19 protein-coding genes are annotated in these 23,115 nt (G+C 69.7%); 12 read left to right on the top strand and 7 right to left on the bottom strand.

Translation table 11 applies throughout. From position 1 onward, the window contains the following. Positions 1-20: 20 nt before the first annotated feature. Genes DFR72_RS22665 through DFR72_RS22640 form a run of 6 tightly spaced genes read right to left on the bottom strand, consistent with a single transcriptional unit; the run spans position 21 to position 8,393 of the window. A complete protein-coding gene (locus DFR72_RS22665) occupies positions 21-860 on the bottom strand; it encodes a LacI family DNA-binding transcriptional regulator (protein WP_090064749.1) in 840 nt (279 codons plus the stop codon). Continuing rightward, positions 850-3,303, bottom strand: coding sequence for a glycoside hydrolase family 2 protein (locus DFR72_RS22660; RefSeq protein WP_090064748.1), 2,454 nt, complete (start codon positions 3,301-3,303; stop codon positions 850-852). Before DFR72_RS22660 ends, DFR72_RS22665 begins: the two co-directional genes overlap by 11 nt. Further along, on the bottom strand, positions 3,300-4,055 hold the full coding sequence (locus tag DFR72_RS22655; RefSeq protein WP_090064747.1) for an ABC transporter ATP-binding protein: 756 nt from the start codon (positions 4,053-4,055) through the stop codon (positions 3,300-3,302). The genes DFR72_RS22660 and DFR72_RS22655 overlap by 4 nt, the downstream gene beginning before the upstream one ends. Further along, a complete protein-coding gene (locus DFR72_RS22650) occupies positions 4,052-5,731 on the bottom strand; it encodes a dipeptide/oligopeptide/nickel ABC transporter permease/ATP-binding protein (protein ID WP_090064746.1) in 1,680 nt (559 codons plus the stop codon). The genes DFR72_RS22655 and DFR72_RS22650 overlap by 4 nt, the downstream gene beginning before the upstream one ends. After that, positions 5,728-6,726 (bottom strand): ABC transporter permease, encoded by a 999-nt coding sequence (locus tag DFR72_RS22645; protein WP_090064745.1) that lies wholly within the window; start codon positions 6,724-6,726, stop codon positions 5,728-5,730. Before DFR72_RS22645 ends, DFR72_RS22650 begins: the two co-directional genes overlap by 4 nt. Before the next feature lie 2 nt (positions 6,727-6,728). Next, complete coding sequence (locus tag DFR72_RS22640; protein WP_090064744.1) at positions 6,729-8,393, bottom strand: ABC transporter substrate-binding protein; 1,665 nt, start codon at positions 8,391-8,393, stop codon at positions 6,729-6,731. Between the two features lie 135 nt (positions 8,394-8,528). On the opposite strand from DFR72_RS22640, the gene DFR72_RS22635 reads away from it, so the two are divergent. The 12 genes from DFR72_RS22635 to DFR72_RS22580 all read left to right on the top strand — a co-directional run bounded on the left by DFR72_RS22635 (position 8,529) and on the right by DFR72_RS22580 (position 19,360). Then, positions 8,529-9,761 carry an ROK family protein gene (locus DFR72_RS22635; RefSeq protein ID WP_090064743.1) on the top strand — a complete coding sequence of 411 codons (1,233 nt, stop codon included), beginning with the start codon at positions 8,529-8,531 and terminating at the stop codon, positions 9,759-9,761. Positions 9,762-9,888: 127 nt separating this feature from the next. After that, positions 9,889-10,440 carry a PH domain-containing protein gene (locus tag DFR72_RS22630; RefSeq protein WP_114773732.1) on the top strand — a complete coding sequence of 184 codons (552 nt, stop codon included), beginning with the start codon at positions 9,889-9,891 and terminating at the stop codon, positions 10,438-10,440. A gap of 40 nt (positions 10,441-10,480) precedes the next feature. Further along, entirely contained in the window at positions 10,481-11,089 is a 609-nt protein-coding gene (locus DFR72_RS22625; protein ID WP_114773731.1) for an NPCBM/NEW2 domain-containing protein, read from the top strand. A gap of 102 nt (positions 11,090-11,191) precedes the next feature. Continuing rightward, positions 11,192-12,079 (top strand): cellulose binding domain-containing protein, encoded by an 888-nt coding sequence (locus DFR72_RS22620; protein ID WP_143086674.1) that lies wholly within the window; start codon positions 11,192-11,194, stop codon positions 12,077-12,079. Between the two features lie 70 nt (positions 12,080-12,149). After that, positions 12,150-12,605: a hypothetical protein gene (locus DFR72_RS22615; protein ID WP_090064739.1), complete on the top strand. Its 456-nt coding sequence runs from the start codon at positions 12,150-12,152 to the stop codon at positions 12,603-12,605. Between the two features lie 175 nt (positions 12,606-12,780). Beyond that, positions 12,781-13,704 carry a carbohydrate ABC transporter permease gene (locus DFR72_RS22610; RefSeq protein WP_090064738.1) on the top strand — a complete coding sequence of 308 codons (924 nt, stop codon included), beginning with the start codon at positions 12,781-12,783 and terminating at the stop codon, positions 13,702-13,704. After that, complete coding sequence (locus DFR72_RS22605; RefSeq protein WP_090064737.1) at positions 13,694-14,527, top strand: carbohydrate ABC transporter permease; 834 nt, start codon at positions 13,694-13,696, stop codon at positions 14,525-14,527. The genes DFR72_RS22610 and DFR72_RS22605 overlap by 11 nt, the downstream gene beginning before the upstream one ends. A gap of 15 nt (positions 14,528-14,542) precedes the next feature. Beyond that, positions 14,543-15,853 carry an ABC transporter substrate-binding protein gene (locus tag DFR72_RS22600; protein ID WP_090064736.1) on the top strand — a complete coding sequence of 437 codons (1,311 nt, stop codon included), beginning with the start codon at positions 14,543-14,545 and terminating at the stop codon, positions 15,851-15,853. After that, positions 15,850-16,932, top strand: coding sequence for a Gfo/Idh/MocA family protein (locus DFR72_RS22595; RefSeq protein WP_090064735.1), 1,083 nt, complete (start codon positions 15,850-15,852; stop codon positions 16,930-16,932). Before DFR72_RS22600 ends, DFR72_RS22595 begins: the two co-directional genes overlap by 4 nt. Then, positions 16,914-17,795 (top strand): DUF6807 domain-containing protein, encoded by an 882-nt coding sequence (locus DFR72_RS22590; protein ID WP_245983370.1) that lies wholly within the window; start codon positions 16,914-16,916, stop codon positions 17,793-17,795. The genes DFR72_RS22595 and DFR72_RS22590 overlap by 19 nt, the downstream gene beginning before the upstream one ends. Then, on the top strand, positions 17,789-18,502 hold the full coding sequence (locus DFR72_RS22585) for a cupin domain-containing protein (protein WP_090064734.1): 714 nt from the start codon (positions 17,789-17,791) through the stop codon (positions 18,500-18,502). Before DFR72_RS22590 ends, DFR72_RS22585 begins: the two co-directional genes overlap by 7 nt. A 75-nt stretch (positions 18,503-18,577) precedes the next feature. Next, complete coding sequence (locus tag DFR72_RS22580) at positions 18,578-19,360, top strand: glycoside hydrolase family 16 protein (protein WP_090065215.1); 783 nt, start codon at positions 18,578-18,580, stop codon at positions 19,358-19,360. Positions 19,361-19,402: 42 nt separating this feature from the next. On the opposite strand, the gene DFR72_RS22575 is transcribed toward DFR72_RS22580, so the two are convergent. Then, positions 19,403-23,053 (bottom strand): glycoside hydrolase family 2 TIM barrel-domain containing protein, encoded by a 3,651-nt coding sequence (locus tag DFR72_RS22575; protein WP_245983369.1) that lies wholly within the window; start codon positions 23,051-23,053, stop codon positions 19,403-19,405. Positions 23,054-23,115 lie beyond the last annotated feature (62 nt).

The raw sequence follows: 23,115 nt of genomic DNA, 5'->3' as shown, positions 1-23,115 counted from the left end.
GTGGCGCCCCTCGACCCGTACTAAGTGGACGCGGGTGCCGTCGTGCCGCGCTGGAGGTAGCGGGCGGTCGGCGACCAGCGCGGCGTGACCTGGCCGCCGTCGATCCGCTCCAGCACCGACTCCGCCACCGACACGCCGAACTGGTGGACGTCGACGCTCATCGTCGTGAGGGCGGGGGAGGCGAGCCGGCACAGCGTCGAGTCGTCCCAGGCCACCAGGCTGAGGCGCTCCGGTACCGCGACACCGAGCTCGGCGGCCGCGGCGAGTCCGGCCACGGCCATCACGTCGTTGTCGTAGAGGATGGCCGTGGGCGGCTCCGGCCCGGTCAGGAGCGCGGTGGTGAGCTTGGCGCCCGCCTCCTCGGAGTAGTCGCCCTCGATGATCACCGGGTCGACACCCGCCCGTGCGCACCCGGCCAGCAGCGCGTCCGTGCGGGCCTGCGTGTGCAGCAACGCCGAGGGGCCGGTGACCCTGGCGATCCGCCGGTGCCCCAGGTCGAGCAGGTGCCCGAGCGCCTCGGTGACCGGCCCGGCGTGGTCGGTGCGGACCGAGGGCAGCCGGGGATCGTCCCCGACGACCACGGCGGGCAGCGCGATCTCCGCGAGCACGGCCGGGCGCGGGTCGCCCGCCACCGGGTTCACCACCACGACGGCGTCGACCAGGCCGCGGCTCGCCCAGCGGCGGTACGCGGCGATCTCGGCCTCGTGGTCCGCCACGACGTGCAGCAGGACGGACAGGTCGCGCTCGGCGAGCCGTTCCTCGATGCCCGCGATGAACTCCATGAAGAACGGCTCGACCCCGAGCAGGCGTGCGGGCCTCGCGAGGACCAGGCCCACCGCACCGGTCGGTTCAGCGGACATCGGGCACCGCGCGGAGGTCGTTGGCACAGCGCAGGACCAGCGGATCGGTGAACGCGGCCGGGTCCACTACGGCGTCCGTGCGGACGTGGAACACGCGCACCTCCCCGGCCAGCATCGGCACGAGCGAGTCGTCCACGACCGCGTCCGGCGCCACCCGGTCGGCCAGGACGGCGACGTCCCGCGCGAACGAGCCGGCCCGCACCTCGACCTCGTACCCGCCGTGCACGGCCTCTGCCTGCGCGGCAAGGGGATGCGGGTCGTAGGAGAGCTCGACGTCCTCCCGGAACGGCAGGATGGCGCGGGCCTCGGCGGTGGTCGCCACCATCACCTCCGCGTCGTCGTTCGTGGGCTGCAGCAGCGCGTCCTCCAGGTCCAGGGCCAGGACCGAGCGGGGTGGCACCGTCCGGCGCAGTCTAGTCAGGTGCAGCGTGACACCCCGGAACGTCTGCCGGTCGAGGGTGAGGTGCGCGTCCCACGGCTCGTCGTGGTCGTTGACGGCGACGAGCACGCGCCTCCCGTCACGCGGCTGGAAGGTGAGCAGCCGCGGCGCGTAGGCGTGCCGCAGGCCGTACCACAGCGGCTTGAGCCGTTCCTCGCTGTCGATCGCCGCCCACGACGTGACCGGCCAGCAGTCGTTGAGCTGCCACACGACCGCACCGGCCGTGCGCGGCCACCACGAGCGGAAGTGCTCGATGCCGAAGCCCACCGCCCGCGCCTGGTTGAGCTGCGTCGCCCAGTGCCAGTCCTCGAACCGCTCCGGCAGGGGCAGGCGCCCCGCCAGTCCGCGCGCGAGCTTCCCGTTGCCGTCCTCGGCCTTCTGGTGCGCCAGGAAGCTCGGCGACTCCGGGGACAGCGGCCGGTCGTGGATCCAGCGGGTGAGCGTGGCCCACGCCGGCGGGCCCTGGAACCCGAACTCCGAGCAGAACCGCGGCACGTGGTCGCGGTAGTGCTGGTAGCCGGCCTCGTTCCAGACGTGCCAGTCGTGGCGCGTGCCGTGGTGCTCGTCGTTGGGGTGTACGCCGTCCACCGGGCTGTACGGGCTGCTGGGGCAGTAGAACCGGGTCGGGTCCAGCTCGGCCACGATGCGGGGCAGCAGCTCGTCGTAGTGGCCGAGGCCCCACGTCCGGCCGTCCAGCTGCTCCGGCCAGCCCCAGTCGGCGAACCCCCAGAGGTTCTCGTTGCCGCCGTTCCACAACGCCAGCGAGGCGTGCGACATCAGGCGCGTGACGTTCTCGCGTGCCTCCGCCTCCAGCTCGCCGCGGATCGGCTCCTCCTCCGGGTACGCGGCGCACGCGAGCGGGAAGTCCTGCCACACCAGGACACCGCGTTCGTCGCAGACGTCGTAGAAGTCGTCGGACTCGTAGATCCCGCCGCCCCACACCCGCAGCAGGTTGACGTGCGCTGCCACGGCCTGGTCCACCCGCCGCACCAGCCGCTCGCGGGTGATCCGGGTGAGGAAGTGGTCGTCGGGGATCCAGTTGGCGCCCTTGACGAAGAGCGGCCTGTCGTTCACGACGACGGTGAACGGGGTGCCGTGCTCGTCCGGGACCGTGTCGACGACGATCGTGCGGAACCCGATCCGCTTCGAGGTGCTGTCCAGGACGCCGGACTTCCCCCGCAGCACCACTTCCAGGTCGTACAGCGGCTGTCCGCCGTGCCCGACCGGCCACCAGAGCGCGACGTCGGGCACGTCGACGCGCGCGACCAGGCCCTCCTGTCCGGCGGGGACGGTGACCGTGCGCTCGGCGCCGCCCACGGCGATGTGCAGCGTCAGGTCCTCCGGGACGGCCCACTCGAAGTCCACGTGCAGCTCGACCTGCCCGGTCGTGCCGGTGACGGTGACGACCGGGCGTACCCGCGCGAGCCGGGCGGTGTGCCAGCGCTCCAGCCGCACCGGCCGCCAGATGCCCGCGGTCTGCAGGTCCGGGCCCCAGTCCCAGCCGAAGCTGCACGCCATCTTGCGGACCATGTTGAACGGGTGCGCGTTGACGTGCGCCCGGCTGCCGAGAGCGGCCTCGACCTTCTCGGCGTGCGCGAGCGCGGACGAGAACGACACCGTCAGGTCGTTGCCACCGTCCACCAGGAACTCGCGGACGTCGAACCGGTAGCCGCGGTGCATGTTCGCCGTCTGCCCGGCCACGTGCCCGTTCAGCTCGACGGTGGCGATGGTGTCGAGGCCGTCGAACACGAGGTCGACCCGCTGGCCCGGCCTGGCCGTAGCAGCCAGGAAGGTGGTGCTGTAGCGCCAGTCCGCGCGGTGCATCCAGGCGAGCTCCTCCTCCGCCCGGTCGAGGAACGGGTCGGTGATCAGCCCGGACGCGAGCAGGTCGAGGTGGGTGCTGCCGGGTACCGCGGCGGGCACCGTGCGGCCCCGGACGTTGTCCGGCACCTCGTTCGTGGCCGCGGTCAGCTGCCAGCCGTCGTGCAGGTACTGGCGGATCAAGGCTGTCCTCCTGGTCGGAAACGGGCTTCCGGGTTCGGCGCGGCGGCGGCGAGCCGGCGGGTGTAGGGGTCCTGCGGGCGCAGGAGCACGTCGTCGCCAGGCCCTCGTTCGACGATGCGGCCCCTGTGCATGACCAGGACCTCGTCGGAGAAGTGCCGGGCGGTGGCCAGGTCGTGCGTGATGTAGAGGACCGCGAGGTCCTCCTCGCGTTGCAGCCGGTCGAGCAGCTTGAGCACGCCCAGCCGGATCGAGACGTCCAGCATGGACACCGGTTCGTCGGCGATGATCACCTTCGCGCCCGGTGCGAGCGCGCGGGCGATCGCCACCCGTTGCCGCTGCCCGCCGGACAGCTCGTGCGGCCGGCGGCGGGCGAGGTCCGGCGTGAGGCTCACGCGCTCCAGCAGGTGGGGCACCTCCGCGCGCGAGCGCCCGTGCAGGAGCAGCGGCCGCGCGAGGTGGTGCTCGACGGTGTGGAACGGGTTGAGCGAGGCGAACGGGTCCTGGAAGATCATCTGCACCTGGTCGCGGTACGCCCGCCGCGGCACCGGTTCGCCGGACTGGCCGGTCAGCGTGATCTCGCCGGAGGTGGGGCGGACCAGCCGGGCGATCATCCTCGCGATCGTCGACTTGCCCGACCCGGACTCGCCGACCAGCGCGACGGTCCGGCCCGGGGTGAGAGTGAAGGAGACACCGTCGACCGCGCGGTGCCGGTGGAACGTCTTGGTGAGGTCGCGGACCTCGAGCGTGGTCATCGGATCAGGGCTCCTCGCTCGCCGGTCAGGCTGGGGAACGACGCGAGCAGCTGCCGCGTGTAGGGATGTTGCGGCCGCAGGTACATCTCCTCGGCCGTCGCGTACTCGACGACCTCGCCCTCGCGCATCACCGCGATCCGGTCGCTCAGCTCCAGCAGCAGCGGCAGGTCGTGCGTGATGAACACGACCGCGAACCGCAGCTCGTCGCGCAGGCGCTTGATCTCGTTGAGGATCTCGCGCTGCACCAGCACGTCGAGAGCGGTGGTGGGCTCGTCCATGATCATGACCTGCGGTTCGAGCAACAGCGCCATGGCGATCATCACGCGTTGCCGCATGCCGCCGGACAGTTCGTGCGGGTAGGAGCCGAGCCTGGCCGGGTCGACGCCGACGAGCCGGAGCACCTCCGCGCACCGCGCCTCGCGGTCCGAAGTGGACATCGACGGGCGGTGCGTGCGCAGGACGTCCAGCAGTTGCGCACGGATCGGGGTGACCGGGTTCAGGGAGTTCATGGCGCCCTGGAAGACCATGGACAGCCTGACCCACCGGAACTCCCGCAGCTCCTGCGGGCCCAATGCCAGCACGTCGACGCCGTCGAACACGACGGACCCCGAGGTGACCTCGGCCGGCGGCCGGTGCAGGCGGTTGATCGCGTAGGCGAGCGTGGTCTTGCCGCATCCGGACTCACCGGCGAGTCCGAGGATCTCGCCGCGCCGCAACGTGAGCGACACGTTCTTGACGGCGTGCACGGGTGTGGCGCCCTGGTAGACGACGGTGAGGTCGCTGACCGTCAGCACCGCGTCCTCGTCCACGGGTTCCGCCACGGGAGTGGAGGCCACGACGTCGCTCCGGCGCCGGACCCGGTCGCGCAGCGCGGGGTTGATGATCTCGTCGATGCTGAAGTTGACGAGGGAGAGCGCACCGCCGAACAGGGCGATGACCAGTCCCGGCGGGACGAACCACCACCACGCCTCGCGTTGCAGCGCGAAGCCGTTCTGCGCGTAGTAGAGCATCGTGCCGAGCGTCGAGGAGTCGGCCGCTCCCAGCCCGAGGAACGACAGGCCCGCCTCGCTCAGGATCGCGAGGACGACGGCGAACACGAACTGGGAGGCGAGGATCGGCAACAGGTTCGGCAGGATCTCCACGCAGATCACCCGCCACGTTTTCTCGCCGGACACCCGAGCCGCGGCCACGTAGTCCCGGTTGCGCAACGACAACGTTTGCGCGCGCAGCACCCGCGCGGCCGCCGCCCACCCGGTGATCGCGAGAACCAGGGAGATCGTCCACGTGCCGCGCTGGTCGGCGGGCACGAACCCGGCGATGACGATGACCAGCGGCAGGCCGGGGATCACCAGCATCACGTTGGAGAACAACGAGAACGCCTCGTCCACGACGCCACCGGCGTACGCGCCGACGATGCCGAAGATCGCGGACAGGACGGTCGCCATGACCCCGACCAGCACGCCGATCCACAACGAGCCGCGGGTGGCGTGCGTGAGCTGGGCGAGTACGTCCTGGCCGATGATCGTGGTGCCCAGGAGGTGCTCGCCGCCGGGTGGGGTGAGCCCGATGTCCCTGATCGTGGCGGGATCACCGGTGAGCAGCGGACCCACGAGTCCGAAGAGGACGATCAGGCCGGCCAGGCCGAGGCCGGCGCGGAGTTTTCCGGACCAGGTCATGAGGCCGTGCTCCGATCCCTCGTGCGGGCGTCGATCAGCCCGTACAGCAGGTCGACGACCAGGTTCGCGCCGAGCACCGCGATCGTGATCACCAGGAAGATCCCCTGCATGAGCGCGTAGTCGTTGTTCTGCACGGCCTGCAGCAGCTTCGAGCCGATGCCGGGGTAGGAGAAGACCTGCTCGGTGACGATCGACCCGGACACCACGAACCCGAGCGAGATCGCGAACCCGGCGACGGAGGGCAGCACGGCGTTGCGCGCCGCGTACCGGACCATGACCCGGCTGCCGGTCAGGCCCTTGGCCCGTGCCGTGAGCACGTAGTCCTCCGACATGGCCGACACCATCATGTTGCGCATGCCGAGCAGCCAGCCGCCGATCGAGGAGAGCACGATCGTCAACGCGGGCAGCGTGCCGTGGTAGAGCGCGGAACCGAGGAACTCCGGACTCCAACCGGGATCCAGGACCACGTCGTAGCCGCCGTTGAGCGGGAACCAGCCGAGTCCCGACGACAGCAGCGCGACCAGGATCAGCGCCAGCCAGAAGTACGGCACCGCGGACAGCATCGTGGTCGCGGGCACCAGCGAGTCGAGCCAGGTGCCGCGCTTCCAGCCGACGAGCGCGCCGAGCCCGACCCCGAGCACGAACGAGATCAGGGTCGCGAGCCCGACCAGCACGATCGTCCACGGCAGCGAGTCGCCGATCACGTCGGAGACCTTCGCCGGGAACGCGCTGACCGACACCCCGAGGTCCCCGCGCAGCAGGTTCCCCAGGTACGCCAGGTACTCCTGGGCGAACGAGTCGCGCCCGCCGGTGCCGAGCAACGTCTCGTAGGCCTGGCGCGCGGCGGGGTCGACGGACCCGCCGCGCTGCTGGAGCTTGGCCATCAGGATGTCCACCGGGTTGCCCGGCAGCAGCCGCGGGATGACGAAGTTCAGCGTCACCGCCGCCCACAGCGCCGCCAGGTAGAAGGCGACCTTGCGCAGGTGGTAGCCCATCGTCAGGACCCTGCGGGCTTGAGCTTCGCGTACACCTGCGAGGCGTCCGGCCGCTTCCACACGGCGGGGAACGCGTAGAGGTCGTCCTTCGTCGGCCAGCCGGTGAACGCCTTGTCGTTGTACTCGTTCGGCACGCCGCCGGTCAGCACCGGGATGTACGGCATGGACTTCTCGAGCTCGACCTGGATGGTGTCGTAGTGCGACTGCCGCGCGGGGTTGCCGCGGTCGGTCTTCTTGAGCTCGGCCAGCGCCGCGTCCACGACCGGGTTGCTGAACCGGGAGAAGTTCGGGTTGGCCGCCTGCCCGACCGGTGCGGTGGTCGCGGTCGAGAAGAAGTAGCTGTAGGTGTAGTACGGGTCCGGCGCCGGACCCTGCTCCACCGAGTCGATCAGCAGCTCGAACTGGCCGCGGCCGCGCGCGTCGGCCCACTCGTTCCACGACAGCTGCTGCGGCGTGATCTTGACGCCGATCTGGAGCAGCTGCTGGCTCAGGGTCTCCAGCGCGGTGATGTAGTCGGTCCAGCCGGCGACCACCTTCACGGTCAGCGCCAGCGGTTTGCCGTCCTTGGCGAAGACGCCGTCCGCACCCTTGACGTAGCCGGCGGACGTGAGCAGCTCGGTGGCCTTGGCGACGTCGGCGTTCATCGGCGCCATGCGGTCGGTGAGCTTGCTCGACAGCAAAGCCGAGTCGCGCGGCTGCAGCGTGTAGCCGGGGGACATCTCACTGCCGGTGTTCTGGAAGGCCAGCGAGTTGATCTGGGTGCGGTTCATCCCGTGGTAGATCGCGCGGCGCACGGCCGGGTCGGTCTGCGCCCCCTGGCAGCCGAGCTGCGCGTTGGAGCACGTGAACAGCGCGACCTGGTTGAGCGGCAGCGTGACCGCCTTGTACCCGGGGTAGTTCTTCTCGACGTCCTTGATGTCCGGGATCGGGCCGGTCTGCCAGTCGATCGAACCGGCCTTGAGCGCGTCGACACCCGCCTGGTTGCCCGACAGCGACAGGTAGCGGACCTGTTTCACCGCCGGCTCGCCGCCCCAGTACTTGGGGTTCGACCTGAGGGTGAACGACTGCGCCTTGAACTCGCCGAGCTGGAACGGGCCGGTGCCGACCGGGCTCGCGTTCACCTCGGTCGCGGGTGTGGGGTAGTTCTTCCACACGTGCTCGGGCATGATCCACAGCTGGCCCAGCACCTGAGGTCCGTCCATGTAGGACGGTTCGGGGAACTTGACGACCACGTGCGTGTCGTCGACCGCGGTCGTCGTGCCCTTGAAGCCGGTCTTGTTGACGGCCGGGGTCTTGGCGACCATGTCGAGCGTGAACTTGACGTCCTCGGCGGTGAACTTCTCGCCGTCGGACCAGGTCACGCCGTCTCTCAGGGTGACGGACAACTCGGTGCCGTCCGCGTTCCACCCGAACTCGGTGCCGAGCATGGGCTTCGGCGGTCCGTCCTTCGCGATGTTGAAGAAGAACAGCGGTTCGTAGATCGTGCCGGGCCCCTCGATCTGGGTGGGGGCGTACGGGTTGAAGTTCAGCTGGAAGTCGCCGGCCTGGCCGGTGTAGACGACGAGCGTGTCGCGGGACCGGCTCGCGCCGGTGGAGCCGGAGCAGGCAGCGGTGGCCGCGACGAGGACCGTGAGACCGAACGCGCAGAGCCGCTTGTGCAGGAACATCGTTGATCCTCCCGAGGCTGGGTGGTTCGCGGCGAGGATTCTTCAGTTACTAAACAAAGAAAGTCAACGCCTCGGGATGCTTTACTGGTTCCGAGGTTGTCGATGGACAAGTTCGCCGTTCGACGGAGGAGTGCTGTGAGCGGACCGGCGCGGGTGACCCACGCCAGCACCAGGGCAGCCGTGCTGGACCTGGTCAGGGCGGCGGGCATGATCAGCCGCGTCGGCCTGGTCAACGCCACCGGCCTGACCGGCGGGACGATCTCCACCGTCGTGCGCGGCCTGATCGACGAGGGGCTGGTGGCCGAGACCGGGCACGCCGAGTCGACCGGCGGCAAGCGCCGGGTCATGTTGCAGCTCAACCACTTCGCGCGGTACGCCGTCGGCGTGCACCTCGACGACGCGCGGATCACCTACGTGCTGACGAACCTCGGCGGAGCGGTCGTCGCGAGGATCTCGCGCGCGGGCGCGGGTGCCGACGAGCCGTCGGCCGTGGTCGCCAGGGTGGCTCGCGAGGTCGACGCCGTGATCGACAGCGTCGGTGTCGAACGCGGTCGAATCCTCGGGCTGGGACTCGTGGCGGCACGCCCGTCGGAGCACCGCGAGTTCGGCCGTGCGCTCGAGCGGGCGACGGGCCTGCCGGTGGTCCTGGACAACGACGCGACCGCGGCGGCGATCGGCGAGCACTGGTCCGGTGGCGTCGGCGCGACGTCGACGTTCGCCGCGCTGTTCATGGGAACGGGCGTCGGCGCGGGCGTCGTGCTCGGCGGCGCCACCTACCGGGGCCCGAGCGGTCACACCGGCGAGATCGGCCACACCTGCCTCGACATCGACGGTCCGTGGTGCCGGTGCGGCGCGCGCGGGTGCCTGGAGGTGCTGGCCGGTCCCGCCGCGGTCGTGGAGCAGGCGCGGGCCGACCGGGCACTGAGCCGCGCGGCGGGCCTCGTCGGTGGCCGCACCCGTGCGGCCACGCCGGTCGCGGCGGACTTCGCGGCGATCAGCAGGGCGGCCCGGCAGGGCAACACCCGTGCGGTCGCGTTGCTCGAACGGTCCGCCCGGTACTTCGCGGCGGCGGCGCGCACGCTGGCGAACGTGCTGGACCTCGAGGTGCTGGTGCTGACCGGCCCGAGCTTCGCGATCGCGGGCTCGGTCTACCTGCCCGTGCTGCGCGCCGAGCTCGACAGCGCGTTCATCGCGCGCGACGCCCACCCGATCTCCGTGCGGCTGTCGCCCTCGGCGGCGTCGGCACCCGCGATCGGCGCCGCGGCGATCGTGCTGCAGTCGGAACTGGTGCCGCGGCGGCAGGGCTTGCGGCTGCCGGACGACCTGGCGGCCGAGGAGCCTCCTGTGTTCGGGCAACTGGTCCGCTGAGCGCGGATCCAGTGGTGTGGCTCGGAAGGTTGCCGGGCGAACTCGCGGTCAGAGCGGTGCCGCGAGGCGCCCTGCTGAGCGTGAATCGCCCAGCCGACCTTCCGAGTCACGCCACTAGGGTGTGCGCATGACTCGGGGCAGGGCGGCAGTGGTGCTGCGCAGGAAGTTCGACAGCACCTTCAGCTGGGTCGTGACGCTGGGCGCGCTCGGCACGAGCACGTACGTGCTGCTCAACCCGTTCCCCGGCAACGGGTTCGGGCACCAGCTGGAGTTCATCGCGATCATGGCGCCGCTCACGTGGTTCATGTGGATGGTCGGCGCGCACTCGGTGGTGGAGGTCCACGAGTCGGGTGTGCTGGTCGTAAACTGGTTCCGCAGGTTCTGGGTGCCGTGGGTGGAGCTGGAGTCGGTCGAGGCGACGCGGGAGGTCGTCCTCGTCACGACCTCGGGGGAGCGAATCAACGTCGCCGTCGGAGCCTTCTCCGCGGCCAGTTCGTTGCGGGGCAGCCGGGTGCAGTCCCGCATCCGGGAGGCGATCGAGCAGCACCGGCCGCTCCCGGCGCCGTCCGACAGCGGTGGCGTGCGCAAGAGCCTCGACCTGGCGCCGTGGCACTTCGCCGGCATGGTGGCGTTCCTGCTCGTCGTCGCCTGGATCGGCCTGTGGCTCAACGGGAGCTGACCCTGTGACGAAGAGGCTCGCGTCTCAGACGAAGCCGGGCATGACGACTGGTGGCGCAGGTCACAAACCCAAGCGGTGGATCGCGGGCGCGGCCGCCGTGGTCATCGGGCTGGTCATCGGGACATCCTTGCTCGTCAGCGGGGTGTTGAGCGCCGACGGGCCCGCGGCCACCGTCCTCACCACGTCACCGGCCGCGCCTCCGCCGCCCGCCGAGGGCTGGTACGACCTCACCGCCTACCAGGCGGTCGAGTCCGGTGATGGCCACGAGACCGTGCCCTCGATCAGCATCGGGGTGGGCGAGGAGCCGTTCTCCCGCCGCATCCGCGGTTCGGCCGTCTCGCCGGTGGCCCAGCCGGCCAACTTCCGCACCTGGTCCACCGCGGGCAGGTGCACCCGCCTGTCGGTGTGGATCGGCAAGGACGCGGCGTCGTCCCAGGCGGACGGGGTCGGTCAGTTCGTGATCAGGGCCGACGAGAAGGACGCCACCACCCGGCAGGCGAGCACCGCCGACGCACCCCAGCACGTCGAGGTCGACATCTCGGACGTCGACCGGCTGACGTTGCTGGACGTGCGCACCGGCCGTGACGCCGCCAACACCTGGGGGACGCCGCGGGTGTTCTGCTCCGCGCCACCTGGCAGAACCGTCTGACGCGGACGTAACGCGGTGATCAGCTCAACCGACATTCCAGCAGCTGGGTGAGTGCTGTCGTCCACAGGAGACAGCCTGTCGGGGAGATGGTCGGGAGTGACGGTGGCGCGCAAGCACCTGCTGGTGATGTTGTTGCTGTTCACGGGCGCGTGCTCGGCGGAACCCGCGGCACCGTCGCCGTCGCCGCAGTCCCCGCTGAAACCACCGACGCTGGTCAACGAGGTGGTGCCGCCGCAGGACGTGCTCACCGTCGTGCGGGACGTGATCGACGCGCGGACCGTCGAGTTCGCCGACGGCACGAGGGTCCGCGTCGCGTCACTGGCGGAACCGAAGGAGTGCTTCGCGGAGGCCTCGCTCTCGTTCGCCAGGTCGACGCTGCTGGCGAGCTCCGTCCGGTTCACCGGGCTGGAGATCGGCGTGGTCGACCTGGAACTGGAGAACGGCACCGACTACGCGGTGCTCGCCGTGCAGCAGGGCGCCCTGAAGCCCGAGGGCGTCGAGAGCGGGCCGCTGATCAACGCCCGGGACGAGGCGTCCGCGGCCAAGCGAGGGCTGTGGGGTCCACCCTGCGAGGGTTCCGACACCTCCAAGCCCGTCCTCACCACGACGACCACGACTCCCGCGCCGCCACCACCGCCTCCGACCACCACGACCGCGCCACCTCCGGCGAAGGCCTGCGCCGTCTCCTACCGGATCACCGGCCAGTGGCAGGGCGGGTTCCAGGCCGGCGTGACCGTGCGCAACACCGGTACCGCGGCGGTGAACGGCTGGTCGCTGCTGTGGGCCTTCTCGAACGGGGAGAGCGTCCGCGACATGTGGGACGCGTCCGCCAGGCAGTACGGGTCGGTCGTCAGCGCCGCGAACACGAGCTACAACCGGCAGGTCACGGCGGGCAAGTCGGTGCAGTTCGGTTTCAACGGCGACTCCCGCGGCCGTCCGGCCGCACCGGCCGCGTTCTCGTTCAACGGCGTGAAGTGCACGGTGGAGTAGGGGCTGACGAGGCTTTGCGCTGGGGCGCAAAAGCTTCAGCGACCGCGGTGGCGCGTTGTTAACTGCCGCCATGGTTTCGAGAACCTTCACCAAGATCGCCGGCCGGGTCGCGGCCGCCGCCGTGGCCGCGCTCTCCGCCGTCGTCGTCACCGCGCCTTCGGCCAGTGCCGCCGACCAGGAGTTCATCTACTCGGGACAGGACTACGGCTACGCCGGGGCGACGTTCGACTGGGCCGGGCGCGGCTCGGTCCGCAACATCGACCTGCTCGTCTCCGACTGGGGCTGCGACGCCAAGCCCGTCTACGCCTACTTCCTGTTCTACAACGGCTCGCTGCACCCCGACACGACGCCGACGCGCCGGTACGACCACTCCGGCTGCGACAAGGAGGACTACTCGTCGTACAACGACCTGACCTGGTCGATCAGCGGCGACTCGATCACGTACATGGGCGTCGTCGTGTGCCGTGACGCGGCGAACGGCCCGTGCAAGGTCGGCGGGCTGTCCGGCCGCAACCCCTACGCCTGAAGCGAGCCTGGAGGGCGACCAGGGTTCGCCCTCCAGGCCAAATCTCTACAAAGGACTCCGCTGTTCGACGCCGTTCGACAGGGTCGTTCGACGGCATTCGACAGCGTGCTTGACGCTCATCAGGCACCGATGCAGACTCCGGAAAGCGTTTTCCGGACGGCGAGGTCGGGGGTCGATGAGCGCTCTAGACGAACTGCGTCAACTGCGCCGAGGTGGCGTCCAGGTACGGAAAAGCGACAACCGAGCCGCATTCTGGTTCCTCGCGCCCTGGTTCGCCGGACTGCTCCTCGTCACGATCGGCCCGGTGGTCGCGTCCTTCGCGCTGGGCTTCACGAAGTACAACCTGATCCAGCCGCCGAAGTTCATCGGGTTCGACAACTTCGCGCGCATCCTCAGCGACTCCCGGCTGCACAACGCCCTGCGGGTCACGTTCACCTACGTGCTGGTCTCGGTTCCCCTGCAGCTGGCGTGCGCGCTGGGCGTCGCGCTGCTGCTCAACCGGGGGCTGCGCGGGCTCGCGTTCTACCGCTCGGCGTTCTACCTGCCGTCGCTGCTCGGGTCGAGCGTGGCGATCGCGGTGCTGTGGACGCAGGTCTTCGGCACCGACGGTCTGGTGAACCGGTTGCTCGGCTTCTTCGGCGTCGAGGGCAGGGGCTGGATCTCCGACCCGGACACCGCGCTGTCGACGCTGATCGTGCTGAACGTGTGGACGTTCGGCTCGCCGATGATCATCTTCCTGGCCGGGCTGAGGCAGATCCCGGAAGTCTACTACGAGGCCGCCGCGATCGACGGGGCGAGCAGGTGGGCGCGGTTCCGGCGGATCACCCTGCCGCTGCTCTCGCCGATCCTGTTCTTCAACCTGGTGCTGCAGATCATCCACGCGTTCCAGTCGTTCACACAGGCGTTCGTCGTCTCCGGCGGCACCGGCGGACCGTCCGACTCGACCATGTTCTACACGCTCTACCTGTACCAGCAGGGTTTCAGCCGGTTCGACATGGGTTACGCGTCGGCGCTGGCGTGGTTCCTGCTGCTGATCATCGCCGCGTTCACCGCGATCAACTTCTGGGCTGCGAAGTACTGGGTGTTCTATGACGACTAGAAGGCTCACCACCCCCGTCAAGCACCTCGGCCTGGTCCTGATCGGGTTCGTGATGCTGTACCCGGTGCTGTGGATGATCGCGAGCTCGTTGCGGCCGGGCGACGAGATCTTCCGCAGTCCCGGACTGATCCTCGACGGCCTGCAGACCGAGAACTACACCGAGGGCTGGAACGCGCTCACACCGTCGTTCGGCACGTACCTGCTGAACTCGGCGGTCCTGGTGCTCGGCTGCATCGTCGGCAACCTCGTGTCGTGCTCGATGGCCGCTTACGCCTTCGCCCGGCTGCAGTTCACCGGCAAGCGGTGGTGGTTCGGCATCATGCTCGGCACGATCATGCTGCCGATCCACGTGATCATCGTGCCGCAGTACGTGCTGTTCTCGAACATCGGCTGGGTCAACACGTTCCTGCCGCTGATCGTGCCGAAGATCCTCGCGACCGACGCGTTCTTCGTCTTCCTGATGGTGCAGTTCATCCGCGGCCTGCCGCGCGAGCTCGACGAGGCGGCGCGCATCGACGGCTGCGGCCACCCGCGGATCTTCCTCCAGATCATCCTGCCGTTGATGACGCCCGCGCTCGCCACCACCACGATCTTCACGTTCATCTGGACGTGGAACGACTTCTTCAGCCAGTTGATCTACCTGACGGACCCGGACATGTACACGGTTCCCGTCGCCCTGCGCTCGTTCGTCGACTCGACCGTCGCCACCTCGTGGGGCTCGCAGTTCGCGATGAGCGTGGTGTCACTCCTCCCGATCTTCCTCGCCTTCCTCGTCGGCCAGCGGTACCTCGTCAAGGGGATCGCCACGACCGGGGGCAAGTAGCCGAAAGGACAGCTCATGCTCAGAGGTGTTCGCCGGGGGACCGCCTGGGCGGTCCTGCTGTCGCTGACCGCGTCCCTGCTGGCGGCGTGCGGTTCCGGAACGGAGGCGGGTGCCGACCTCACGACGGAGAAGGTCACGCTGCGCTTCACCTGGTGGGGCGCGGACGACCGGCACAAGCGCACCCAGCAGGTCATCGAGATGTTCCAGCGCAAGCACCCGAACATCACCGTCAAAGGTGAGTTCAAGGAGTGGAACGGCTACTGGGACAGCCTCGCCACCACCATGGCGGCCAACGACGCGCCCGACATCATGCAGATGGACGAGCTCTACATCGCCTCCTACGCCGAGCGCGGCGCGTTGCTGGACCTGAACGAGGCCAAGAAACACCTCGACACCGCGAACTTCGACCAGAAGGCGCTCGCCACCGGTGCGATCGCCGGCAAGCAGTACGGGCTGCCGGTCGGCCTGGGCATGTACTCGATCATGGTCAACCTCGACCTGCTGGCGAAGTACAACATTCCCGTGCCCGACGACACCAAGTGGTCGTGGGACGACCTCAGGAAGATCGGTGAGCAGGTGTCGAAGGCCGGCGGCGGCCAGGTGTTCGGCGTGCAGACGCCGGGCATCAACGACGCCGCCGGGCTGAGCATCCGGGCGCGGCAGCAGGGCAAGGCGATGTTCGACGCCGACGCCAAGGTGGTGCTGCCGCAGGAGATCGCCCGTGACTACTGGCAGTACATCCTCGACCTGGCCAAGTCCGGTGTCGCGCCGCCGCCGTCGGTGAGCGTCGAGAAGGCGTCCGCCGGGCTGAACCAGTCCGCCACCGCGACCGGCACCGCGGCGTTCGGCCTGTGGTGGAACACCCAGCTGACCGCGCTGACCGCCGCCAGCGGTGCCAAGCTGAAGCTGCTGCGGCTGCCCGGTGAGACCCAGGGCTCGTCACCCGGCGCCTACTACAAGCCGTCGATGTTCTGGTCGGTGTCCTCCCGGTCGAAGTACCCGGCCGAGTCCGCGGCGTTCGTGAGCTTCCTCGCCAACGACGACGAGGCGGCCAAGGTCCTGCTGACCGAACGCGGCGTGCCCGCGAACCAGAAGATCCGCGAGGCGATCGCCGGGCAGCTCAAGGACACCGACAAGGCCGCCAAGGAGTACCTCGACACCGTCCCGGTGAGCGATCCGCCGAGGATCACGCCGAACGGCGCCAGCACGCTCGACACGATCCTCAAGCGGCACACCGAGGACGTCCTGTTCGGCCGGACCACACCCGATGCCGCCGCGGCGGCGTTCATCAGGGAAGTGCAGTCCGAAGTGGACGCCGCGAAGTGAGGCGGGCGGCCATCGTCGGCACGGGGGCGATCGCGGCCGCCCACGCCGAGGCGGTGCGGGCGGCGGGGGAACGCGTCGAACTCGTGGCCGTGGTGGACGTGGACGCCGATCGCGCAACGGCGTTCGCCGAGGAGTGGGGTGTGCCGCGCGTGCACCCCACTTCCGCCGCGTTGCTGCAGGCGGAAGAGCTGGACGTGGTGCACGTGTGCACGCCGCCACGCCATCACGTGCCGGTGGCGCTGGAGTGCCTCGCCGCGAACGTGAACGTGCTGGTGGAGAAGCCGCCGGCGTTGTCGCTGAGCGGGATCGACACGCTGATCGCGGCTGAACGCGCCTCGACCGGTCGCGTCGCGACGGTGTTCCAGCACCGCTTCGGTCCGGCCGCGATCCGGCTGCGGCGGCTGGTCTCCGAAGGCGTGTTCGGCAGGTCGTTCGTCGCCAAGTGCGACACGCTCTGGTACCGCGGGGACGCCTACTTCGACGTGCCGTGGCGCGGGACGTGGGACAGCGAGGGCGGCGGCCCGACCATGGGTCACGGCATCCACCAGTTCGACCTGCTTCTGTCGGTCCTGGGGCCGTGGCAGGAGATCCGGGCGGTGGCCGTCCGGCAGGCGCGCGACGTGCAGACCGAGGACGTCTCGATGGCGCTGGTGACGTTCGCCGACGGCACGGTCGCCTCGGTGACCAACTCCCTGCTGTCGCCCAGGGAGACGTCGCAGCTGAGGTTCGACTTCGAACGCGCCACCGTCGAGGTCGAGCACCTCTACGGCTACACCGACGCGGACTGGACCGTGACCCCCGCGCCCGGCCACGACGAGATCGTCACGCGCTGGCGTGGCGGGCCGTCGGGGATCGTCAGCGGTCACCGGTGCCAGCTGACGGCGTTCCTGGACGCGCTGGACAGCGGGGAGGCACCTCCGGTGACCCTCGCGGACACCAGGAACACGATGGAGTTCATCGCGGCGCTCTACGCCTCCGCGTTCACCGGCACGGTCGTGAAGGCGGGCCAGATCGGCCCGGACAGCCCGTTCCACGCGACGATGGAAGGAATCGGTGCCCCGTGGGCGAACAACCGGTGATCATGCGGCAGGACGACGAGGCGCTCGCCGTGTCGGTGGGCGACGTCGAGCTCTTCCGGTACGTCCACCGGCCGTCGACACCCGCGTTCGAAGGGCCCAAGCCCTACCTGCACCCGGTGCGCACGCTCGCAGGCGACGTGGTGACGGCGTTCCGGCCGCACGACCACCGCTGGCACAAGGGTGTGCAGATGACCGCGACGGACGTGTCGGGGGAGAACTTCTGGGGCGGCGTCACGTACGTGCGCGACCGGGGCTACGCGGCGCTGTCGAACATCGGAACCATGCGGCACGAGGAGTTCGAGGTCGACGGCGCCCGGTTCGACGAGCGCCTGTCGTGGTTCACCGAGGAGGGAGAGCGCTGGGTCGGCGAGTCGCGTTCGTTCACGGTGCGCGACGTCGAGGACGACTCGTGGACGCTGGACTTCGCCACCACCATGACGAACCTGCGTGCCGATCCGTTGGTCTTCGGCAGCCCGACGACCAACGGGCGGGAGCTCGCCGGCTACACCGGGTTCTTCTGGCGCGGTCCGCGTTCGTTCACCGACGGCACCGTGATCGCCGCCGACGGGGGAGCCGGGCAGGAGATGATGGGCAAGGCCGCGCGCTGGCTCGCGTTCATCGGCCGGCACGACGAGGTGGACCGCTGGTCGACGCTGCTGTTCCTGGACCACCCGGACAACAAGAACACGCACTGGTTCGTGCGCAGCACGCCGTTCGCGGCGGTCAACCCGTCCTTCGCCTTCCACGACACCGTGGAACTGGCGCCGGGCGCGGCGCTGACCCTGCGCTACCGGCTCGTCGTGGCCGGCGGCGAGTGGGACAGGGCGCAACTGGAATCCTATGTGGAGGATCATCCGTGGTGACGCCGTTCCCGGGCGGTGTGGGCATCTCCGGCCTCAGGGTGTACGACTGGCCGGCGGTGGACGGGGTGTGCGGTGGTTCGCCGCACGTCCACCTCGCCTGCTCGGAGTGCTACTACGTGATCGGCGGGCAGGGCAGCGTCCAGACCCTGACCCGCCGCGGGTTCGCCGAGACGCCGTTGCGCGAGGGCACCGTCGCCTGGTTCACGCCCGGCACGATCCACCGCCTGGTCAACGACGGCGACCTGCGGATCATCGTCGTGATGCAGAACAGCGGCCTGCCCGAGGCGGGCGACGCGGTGTTCACGTTCCCCGCCGAGGTGCTGGCCGACGCGGAGAGCTACCCCGCGCACGCCCAGGCCGGTGACGAGGAGTCCGCCCGGCGGCGCAGAGACCTGGCCCTCGATGGGTTCCTGGAGCTGAGACGTCGCGTCGAGGCGGGCGAGGCCGCGGCGCTGGACGACTTCTACCGCTCCGCCGTGCGATTGAAGCAGGACGTCCTGGGCGACTGGGAGAAGCGGTGGCGGGCGGGCGCGCTGGCGTCGGCCGAACGCACCGGTGAGCACCTGGACCGGTTGCGCGACGGCGACATCGGCCACCTCGCCGACGCCGACGTGCACGTGATGAGCGAGGAAAGCCCGAGGCGGTTCGGCATGTGCGGCCGGCTCGACGTCCACGACCCGGCCGAGGGGGGCTCGCCGCACGACTGACCCTGTCGATTCGAACCGCCCGTCGAATCGACGGAACTGTTGTGCGGCAACGAGTTCGTCCAGGACAGTGAGGCGATGAGAATCGCAGCGGGCGCACTCGTCATCGTCCTCACCGCCGCCTCCACGACCCCCGCGAACGCGGCGGCGTGGGAGGAAGTGATCGGGACGGGGGCCTTCAGCGGCTACGGCGCGCTGGAGTCGGAATGGAACTACCGCTACCCGTGGGGCTCCGACCACAACGGCACGGCCAGGATGTACGCGAGCTCCGGCGACCACAACCACGTGTCGTTGTCCGGCGGCGTGCTGACGGTGAAGGCGACGCGCATCTCCTGGGACGAGGGCAACAGCAGCGCCGATCCGCACCTGCCCATCCGCTACCACTCCGGCGCGATCCACGCGAAGGAACACGTCGTGGTGAACGACCAGTTCCCGAACTGGGAGGTGAAGGGCGACTTCCAGGCGCCGTCCACCCGCGGCACCTGGCCCGCGTTCTGGCTGACCGGCGTCAACAGCTGGCCGCCCGAGAGCGACATCCTCGAGTTCAAGGGCGACAACCGGAACTGGTTCAACACCTTCCGGACGTCCAGCGACGTGTCGAGCTCGATCGTCGGTGTGTCCTCGCCGGGCTCCTGGCACACCTACCGGGCGTGGATGACCAAGGTGAACGGCACCGACGTCGACATCCACTACTACCTCGACGGAAAGTGGATCGCGAAGCACACCGCGAGGAACTTCGTCGGCAAACCGCTCTGGGTGATCATCAACCTGCAGATGGAGGGCTCGTCCGGCAGCCCGGGCCCGACCGCGGAGACCAACTACCGGGCCCGCAACGTCTACATCGGACGCACGCGGGCATGAAGGTGAGGTGGCCCCGGCGGACACCGGGGCCACCTCCACCGGTCAGGCCCCCGCCGGAAGGCCCGACCAGGCTTCCTGCGACGTCAGCGGTCGCATCGTGATCGTGTACTCGTAGGTGCTGTCGGGACGGACCTGACTGCGCTGCCGCACCGGGTTCGGCGTGTCACCGACACCGGTCACGGCATGATCGGCGTGCAGCGTGAAGTACCCCTTGTTGCGCTGCAACATGAACGGGTACGCGGCGCGCTCGATGTCGTCGTACTGCGTGACGCTGACCTCGCGGGCCCCCGACACCAGCAGACCGGACGTGCGGCCGTCGGTGAGCAGCGCCCACCGGGTGTCGGTGTGGTTGCCGTGGTCCTGCGGGCGGTGGTACTCGACGTACTGGTCGGCCACCGAGGTGGAGTGCACCCCGATCGGCGTGCCGTCCTTGCGGTCGACGTAGCTCTCCGCCTTCCTGCCGTACCAGGAGAACTCGGAGAAGCGGTCGGGCACGGACAGCTGGACACCGATGCGCGGCAGGTACGGCAGCGTCCGCATGGAGCCCTGCGGCGTCACCCGGTGCCCGAGTCGCAGCACACCGGCCGAGTCCACCGCGTAGACCATCGTCTGGTCGAACCACGCCCCGCTCACACCGGGTGCGGCGACCTTGCTGTCCACGATGATCCGCGTGGTCTTGTGCCCGTCCTTCTCCACCCGTACGCCGGACACCGTGGTTTCGAGGCGGTCCAGGCCGGCCTTGCGCCAGTCCTCGCCCTCGGCGCGGCCCCACGTGTAGGTCTCGTTGCTGATCGGCGCACGCCACGCGTCGAGCTTCGGACCGCTGGTGAGCAGTTCGCGGCCCCACGACTTCATGGACGTCAGCGCGCCGGACCTCTTGTCGACGGTGTAGGCGGCACCCGCTGCCGTGGCGGTGACCTTCTGGGCGTCCTCGTGGGTGAACACGACAGCCCAGTCGAGAGGTGCCTTGTCCAGACCGGGAACGCGGCTGCCGCCCAGTGAGAACTGGTCGTGGGCCAGCACGTGCCCGGCCGGCAGCAGTGGCGCCTTGGCCGACGTGACCGTCTCCACGGTGAGGAACCGTTCCCGGTCGGCGTCGTCGACCGGGACCGGCAGCGAGATCGGCGCGGTCGAGGCGGCGGCGACCCGCAGCGGCTGTTCACCGCTCTTGACCACCCGTGAGCCTTCGGTGACCCGCCAGCGCAGGGTGAGGTCGTCGGTGCCGGTGAACTGCCGTTCGTTGGTCACCGACAGCACACCGCCGGAGTAGCCGAACCGGATCGGCTGGTGCGCCCAGGCCATCTGCGTGGTCTCCGGCTGCGGCTTGCGGTCCGTGCCGATCAGGCCGTCCACACCGGACAGCGTGGAGCCGTACGCGAGGTGCGTGCCGCGTTCCCGGACGCTGTCGAAGTCGAGCGCCAGCACGGCACCGCCGGCCGGGGCGGAGGAGACGCCGAGCTCGGCGGCCGGCAACGCCCGGTCGTAGACGCGGACGTCGTCGACCTCACCGCGGGCCATCCAGCCGACGGTCGACGGGTCGTTCCACGACATCTCGAAGTCGCGGCCGATGTTCACGTCCGCCGCCGAGTAGTCGATCGCGCCGGTGAACGGCAGGACGCCGACCTCGGCGCCGTCGATGTACAGCCGCAACGCGGTGCCGTCGTACGTACCGCTGACCCGGTGCCACCTGCCGTAGAAGTCGGCGGGCACCTTCGCCTGCACCGCGCGCCAGGTGCCGCTGTGGATGAAGAACTCGAGCGTGGTCTCGTTCTTCATCTTGAGCGTCCACTGGTGGTCGCCCTTGGCGATGATGGGGAACTGGCCGGTCCACTTCCCGGGCTTGACCCACGCGTCCAGTGTCAGCGCCGTACCGGTGATGTCGAGCTTGCGGTCGCGGTAGACCTCGACGAAGTCGTCGAGCCCCGACAGGGAGAGCGCCTTGCCGCGGTGGCCGTCGACGAGCTTCGGCGCACCGGAGAGCAGTGCGGTGATGTCGTTGCCCGAACTGTCCGGCGCGACGCGGGTCTTCTGCTTGATGTTCTGCTCGGCCCAGTCCCAGATGAAGCCGCCCTGGGTCTGCGGGTGGGCGCGGATGATGTCCCAGAACTCCCGGAAGTTGCCCAGGCTGTTGCCCATGGCGTGCGCGTACTCACCGAAGATCAACGGCTTGGTCGTGCTCTTCGCCTGCTCGGCGAACCTCTCCGGCGACGGGTAGCGCGGTCCCCACACGTCGGCGAACGGCGCGTCACCGTCCGGGTTGTTGGACTGGTGGTAGATCGGTCGCGACGGGTCGTTGGCCTTGAGCCAGCGCGCCATCTCGTAGTGGTGCGCGCCGAGCCCGGCCTCGTTGCCGGTGTCCCACAGGAAGACGCTCGGGTGGTTCTTGTCGCGCTCGACCATGCCGATCAGCCGGTCCAGGAACGTGTCGCGCCACTCCGGCTGGTTCGCCTGGCACCACCGGGCGCAGTTCTCGTGGTTGTGGGTCTCGATGTCGACCTCGTCGTCGACCCAGATGCCGTGCTGGTCGGCCAGGTCGTAGAAGTACGGGTCGCTCGGGTAGTGCGACGTGCGCACGGCGTTGACGTTGAGTTGCTCCATCAGCGCCACGTCGCGTTCCTGTGCCGCGCGCGGAACGTGCCGGCCGTGGTCCGGGTCGGTCTCCGCGCGGTTGACGCCCTTGAACAGCACGCGCTTGCCGTTGACCAGCAGGGTCTTGTCGCGGATCTCGATCTCGCGGAAACCCGTGGTGTCACTGGTGATGTGCGTGACCTTGCCGTCGGGTGCGGTCAGCGTCAGCACGACGGTGTAGAGGTTCGGCGTCTCGTCGGTCCACTTCGCCGGGTTGCGCACCGGCAGCGTGAGACGGGCGGTGGTGCCGTCGGTCTCCTGGCTCACCGAACCGACTTCGGTGCCACGAGAGTCACGCAGGCTGGCCGTGACGCGGTGCGCGCCGGTGGTGCCACCGGATTTGCGGCCGAGCTCGACGTCCGCCGTGAGGGTCGCGTCGGTGTAGGTGGCGTCGAGGTCGGTCTTGAGGGTCACGTCCTGGATGAACGTGGCGGGCGTCGAGTAGAGCGACACCGAGCGGAAGATGCCCGAGTACCGCCACTGGTCGTAGTCCTCGAGGTAGGAACCGGCGCTCCAGCGGTGCACCTGGACGGCGATCTTGTTGCGGCCCGGTCGCAGCGCGGAGGAGATGTCGAACTCGGCCGGGGTGTAGCCGCCCTGGTCGTAGCCGACGTACTTGCCGTTGACCCACACGAAGTAGGCGGACGTCACGCCCTCGAAGCGCACGAACGTCGCGCGCCTCGTCCAGTCGGCCGGCACGTCGAAGTCGCGGACGTACGCACCGGTCGGGTTCACGTCGCGCGGCACGCGGGGCGGGTCGTCCGGCTGCACCTCGGTGGCGATGTTGCGGAAGATCGGGTGGTCCAGGCCGTCGGTTTGCCAGGTGTGCGGCACGGTCACCGTGCGCCAGCCGGACGTGTCGTGGTCGTCGGCGTAGAACCGCGCGGGGACGTCGGCGGGCTTGTCCGCCATGGAGATCCGCCACCTGCCGTCCAGCGACTGCGTGAACGGTGTGCGCTCGTCGCGGCGCACGGCCGAGGCGAGGTCCGCCTGCGGCAGCAGCAACGCGTGGTGCGGCTCCTGTCCCTCGGCGATCCTGCTCGGGTCCTCGAGGTAGGCGTGCACGTCCGGAGGGGGATCGACAGCGGAGGCGATCGGTGTCGTCGAACCAACCGCAACTAACAGCA

The organism is Lentzea flaviverrucosa (assembly GCF_003350445.1).
Lineage (GTDB): Bacteria > Actinomycetota > Actinomycetes > Mycobacteriales > Pseudonocardiaceae > Lentzea > Lentzea californiensis.
This window is presented reverse-complemented; position numbering and strand designations above follow the sequence as displayed.

Bases quoted from the DNA above. Each gene is read 5' to 3' on its own strand.
- DFR72_RS22645 (WP_090064745.1), bottom strand. From the start codon at position 6,726: ATGGGCTACCACCTGCGCAAGGTCGCCTTCTACCTGGCGGCGCTGTGG.
- DFR72_RS22665 (WP_090064749.1), bottom strand. From the start codon at position 860: ATGTCCGCTGAACCGACCGGTGCGGTGGGCCTGGTCCTCGCGAGGCCC.
- DFR72_RS22580 (WP_090065215.1), top strand. From the start codon at position 18,578: ATGAGAATCGCAGCGGGCGCACTCGTCATCGTCCTCACCGCCGCCTCC.
- DFR72_RS22650 (WP_090064746.1), bottom strand. From the start codon at position 5,731: ATGACCTGGTCCGGAAAACTCCGCGCCGGCCTCGGCCTGGCCGGCCTG.
- DFR72_RS22630 (WP_114773732.1), top strand. From the start codon at position 9,889: ATGACTCGGGGCAGGGCGGCAGTGGTGCTGCGCAGGAAGTTCGACAGC.
- DFR72_RS22655 (WP_090064747.1), bottom strand. From the start codon at position 4,055: ATGACCACGCTCGAGGTCCGCGACCTCACCAAGACGTTCCACCGGCAC.
- DFR72_RS22625 (WP_114773731.1), top strand. From the start codon at position 10,481: ATGACGACTGGTGGCGCAGGTCACAAACCCAAGCGGTGGATCGCGGGC.
- DFR72_RS22615 (WP_090064739.1), top strand. From the start codon at position 12,150: ATGGTTTCGAGAACCTTCACCAAGATCGCCGGCCGGGTCGCGGCCGCC.
- DFR72_RS22600 (WP_090064736.1), top strand. From the start codon at position 14,543: ATGCTCAGAGGTGTTCGCCGGGGGACCGCCTGGGCGGTCCTGCTGTCG.
- DFR72_RS22610 (WP_090064738.1), top strand. From the start codon at position 12,781: ATGAGCGCTCTAGACGAACTGCGTCAACTGCGCCGAGGTGGCGTCCAG.
- DFR72_RS22640 (WP_090064744.1), bottom strand. From the start codon at position 8,393: ATGTTCCTGCACAAGCGGCTCTGCGCGTTCGGTCTCACGGTCCTCGTC.
- DFR72_RS22605 (WP_090064737.1), top strand. From the start codon at position 13,694: ATGACGACTAGAAGGCTCACCACCCCCGTCAAGCACCTCGGCCTGGTC.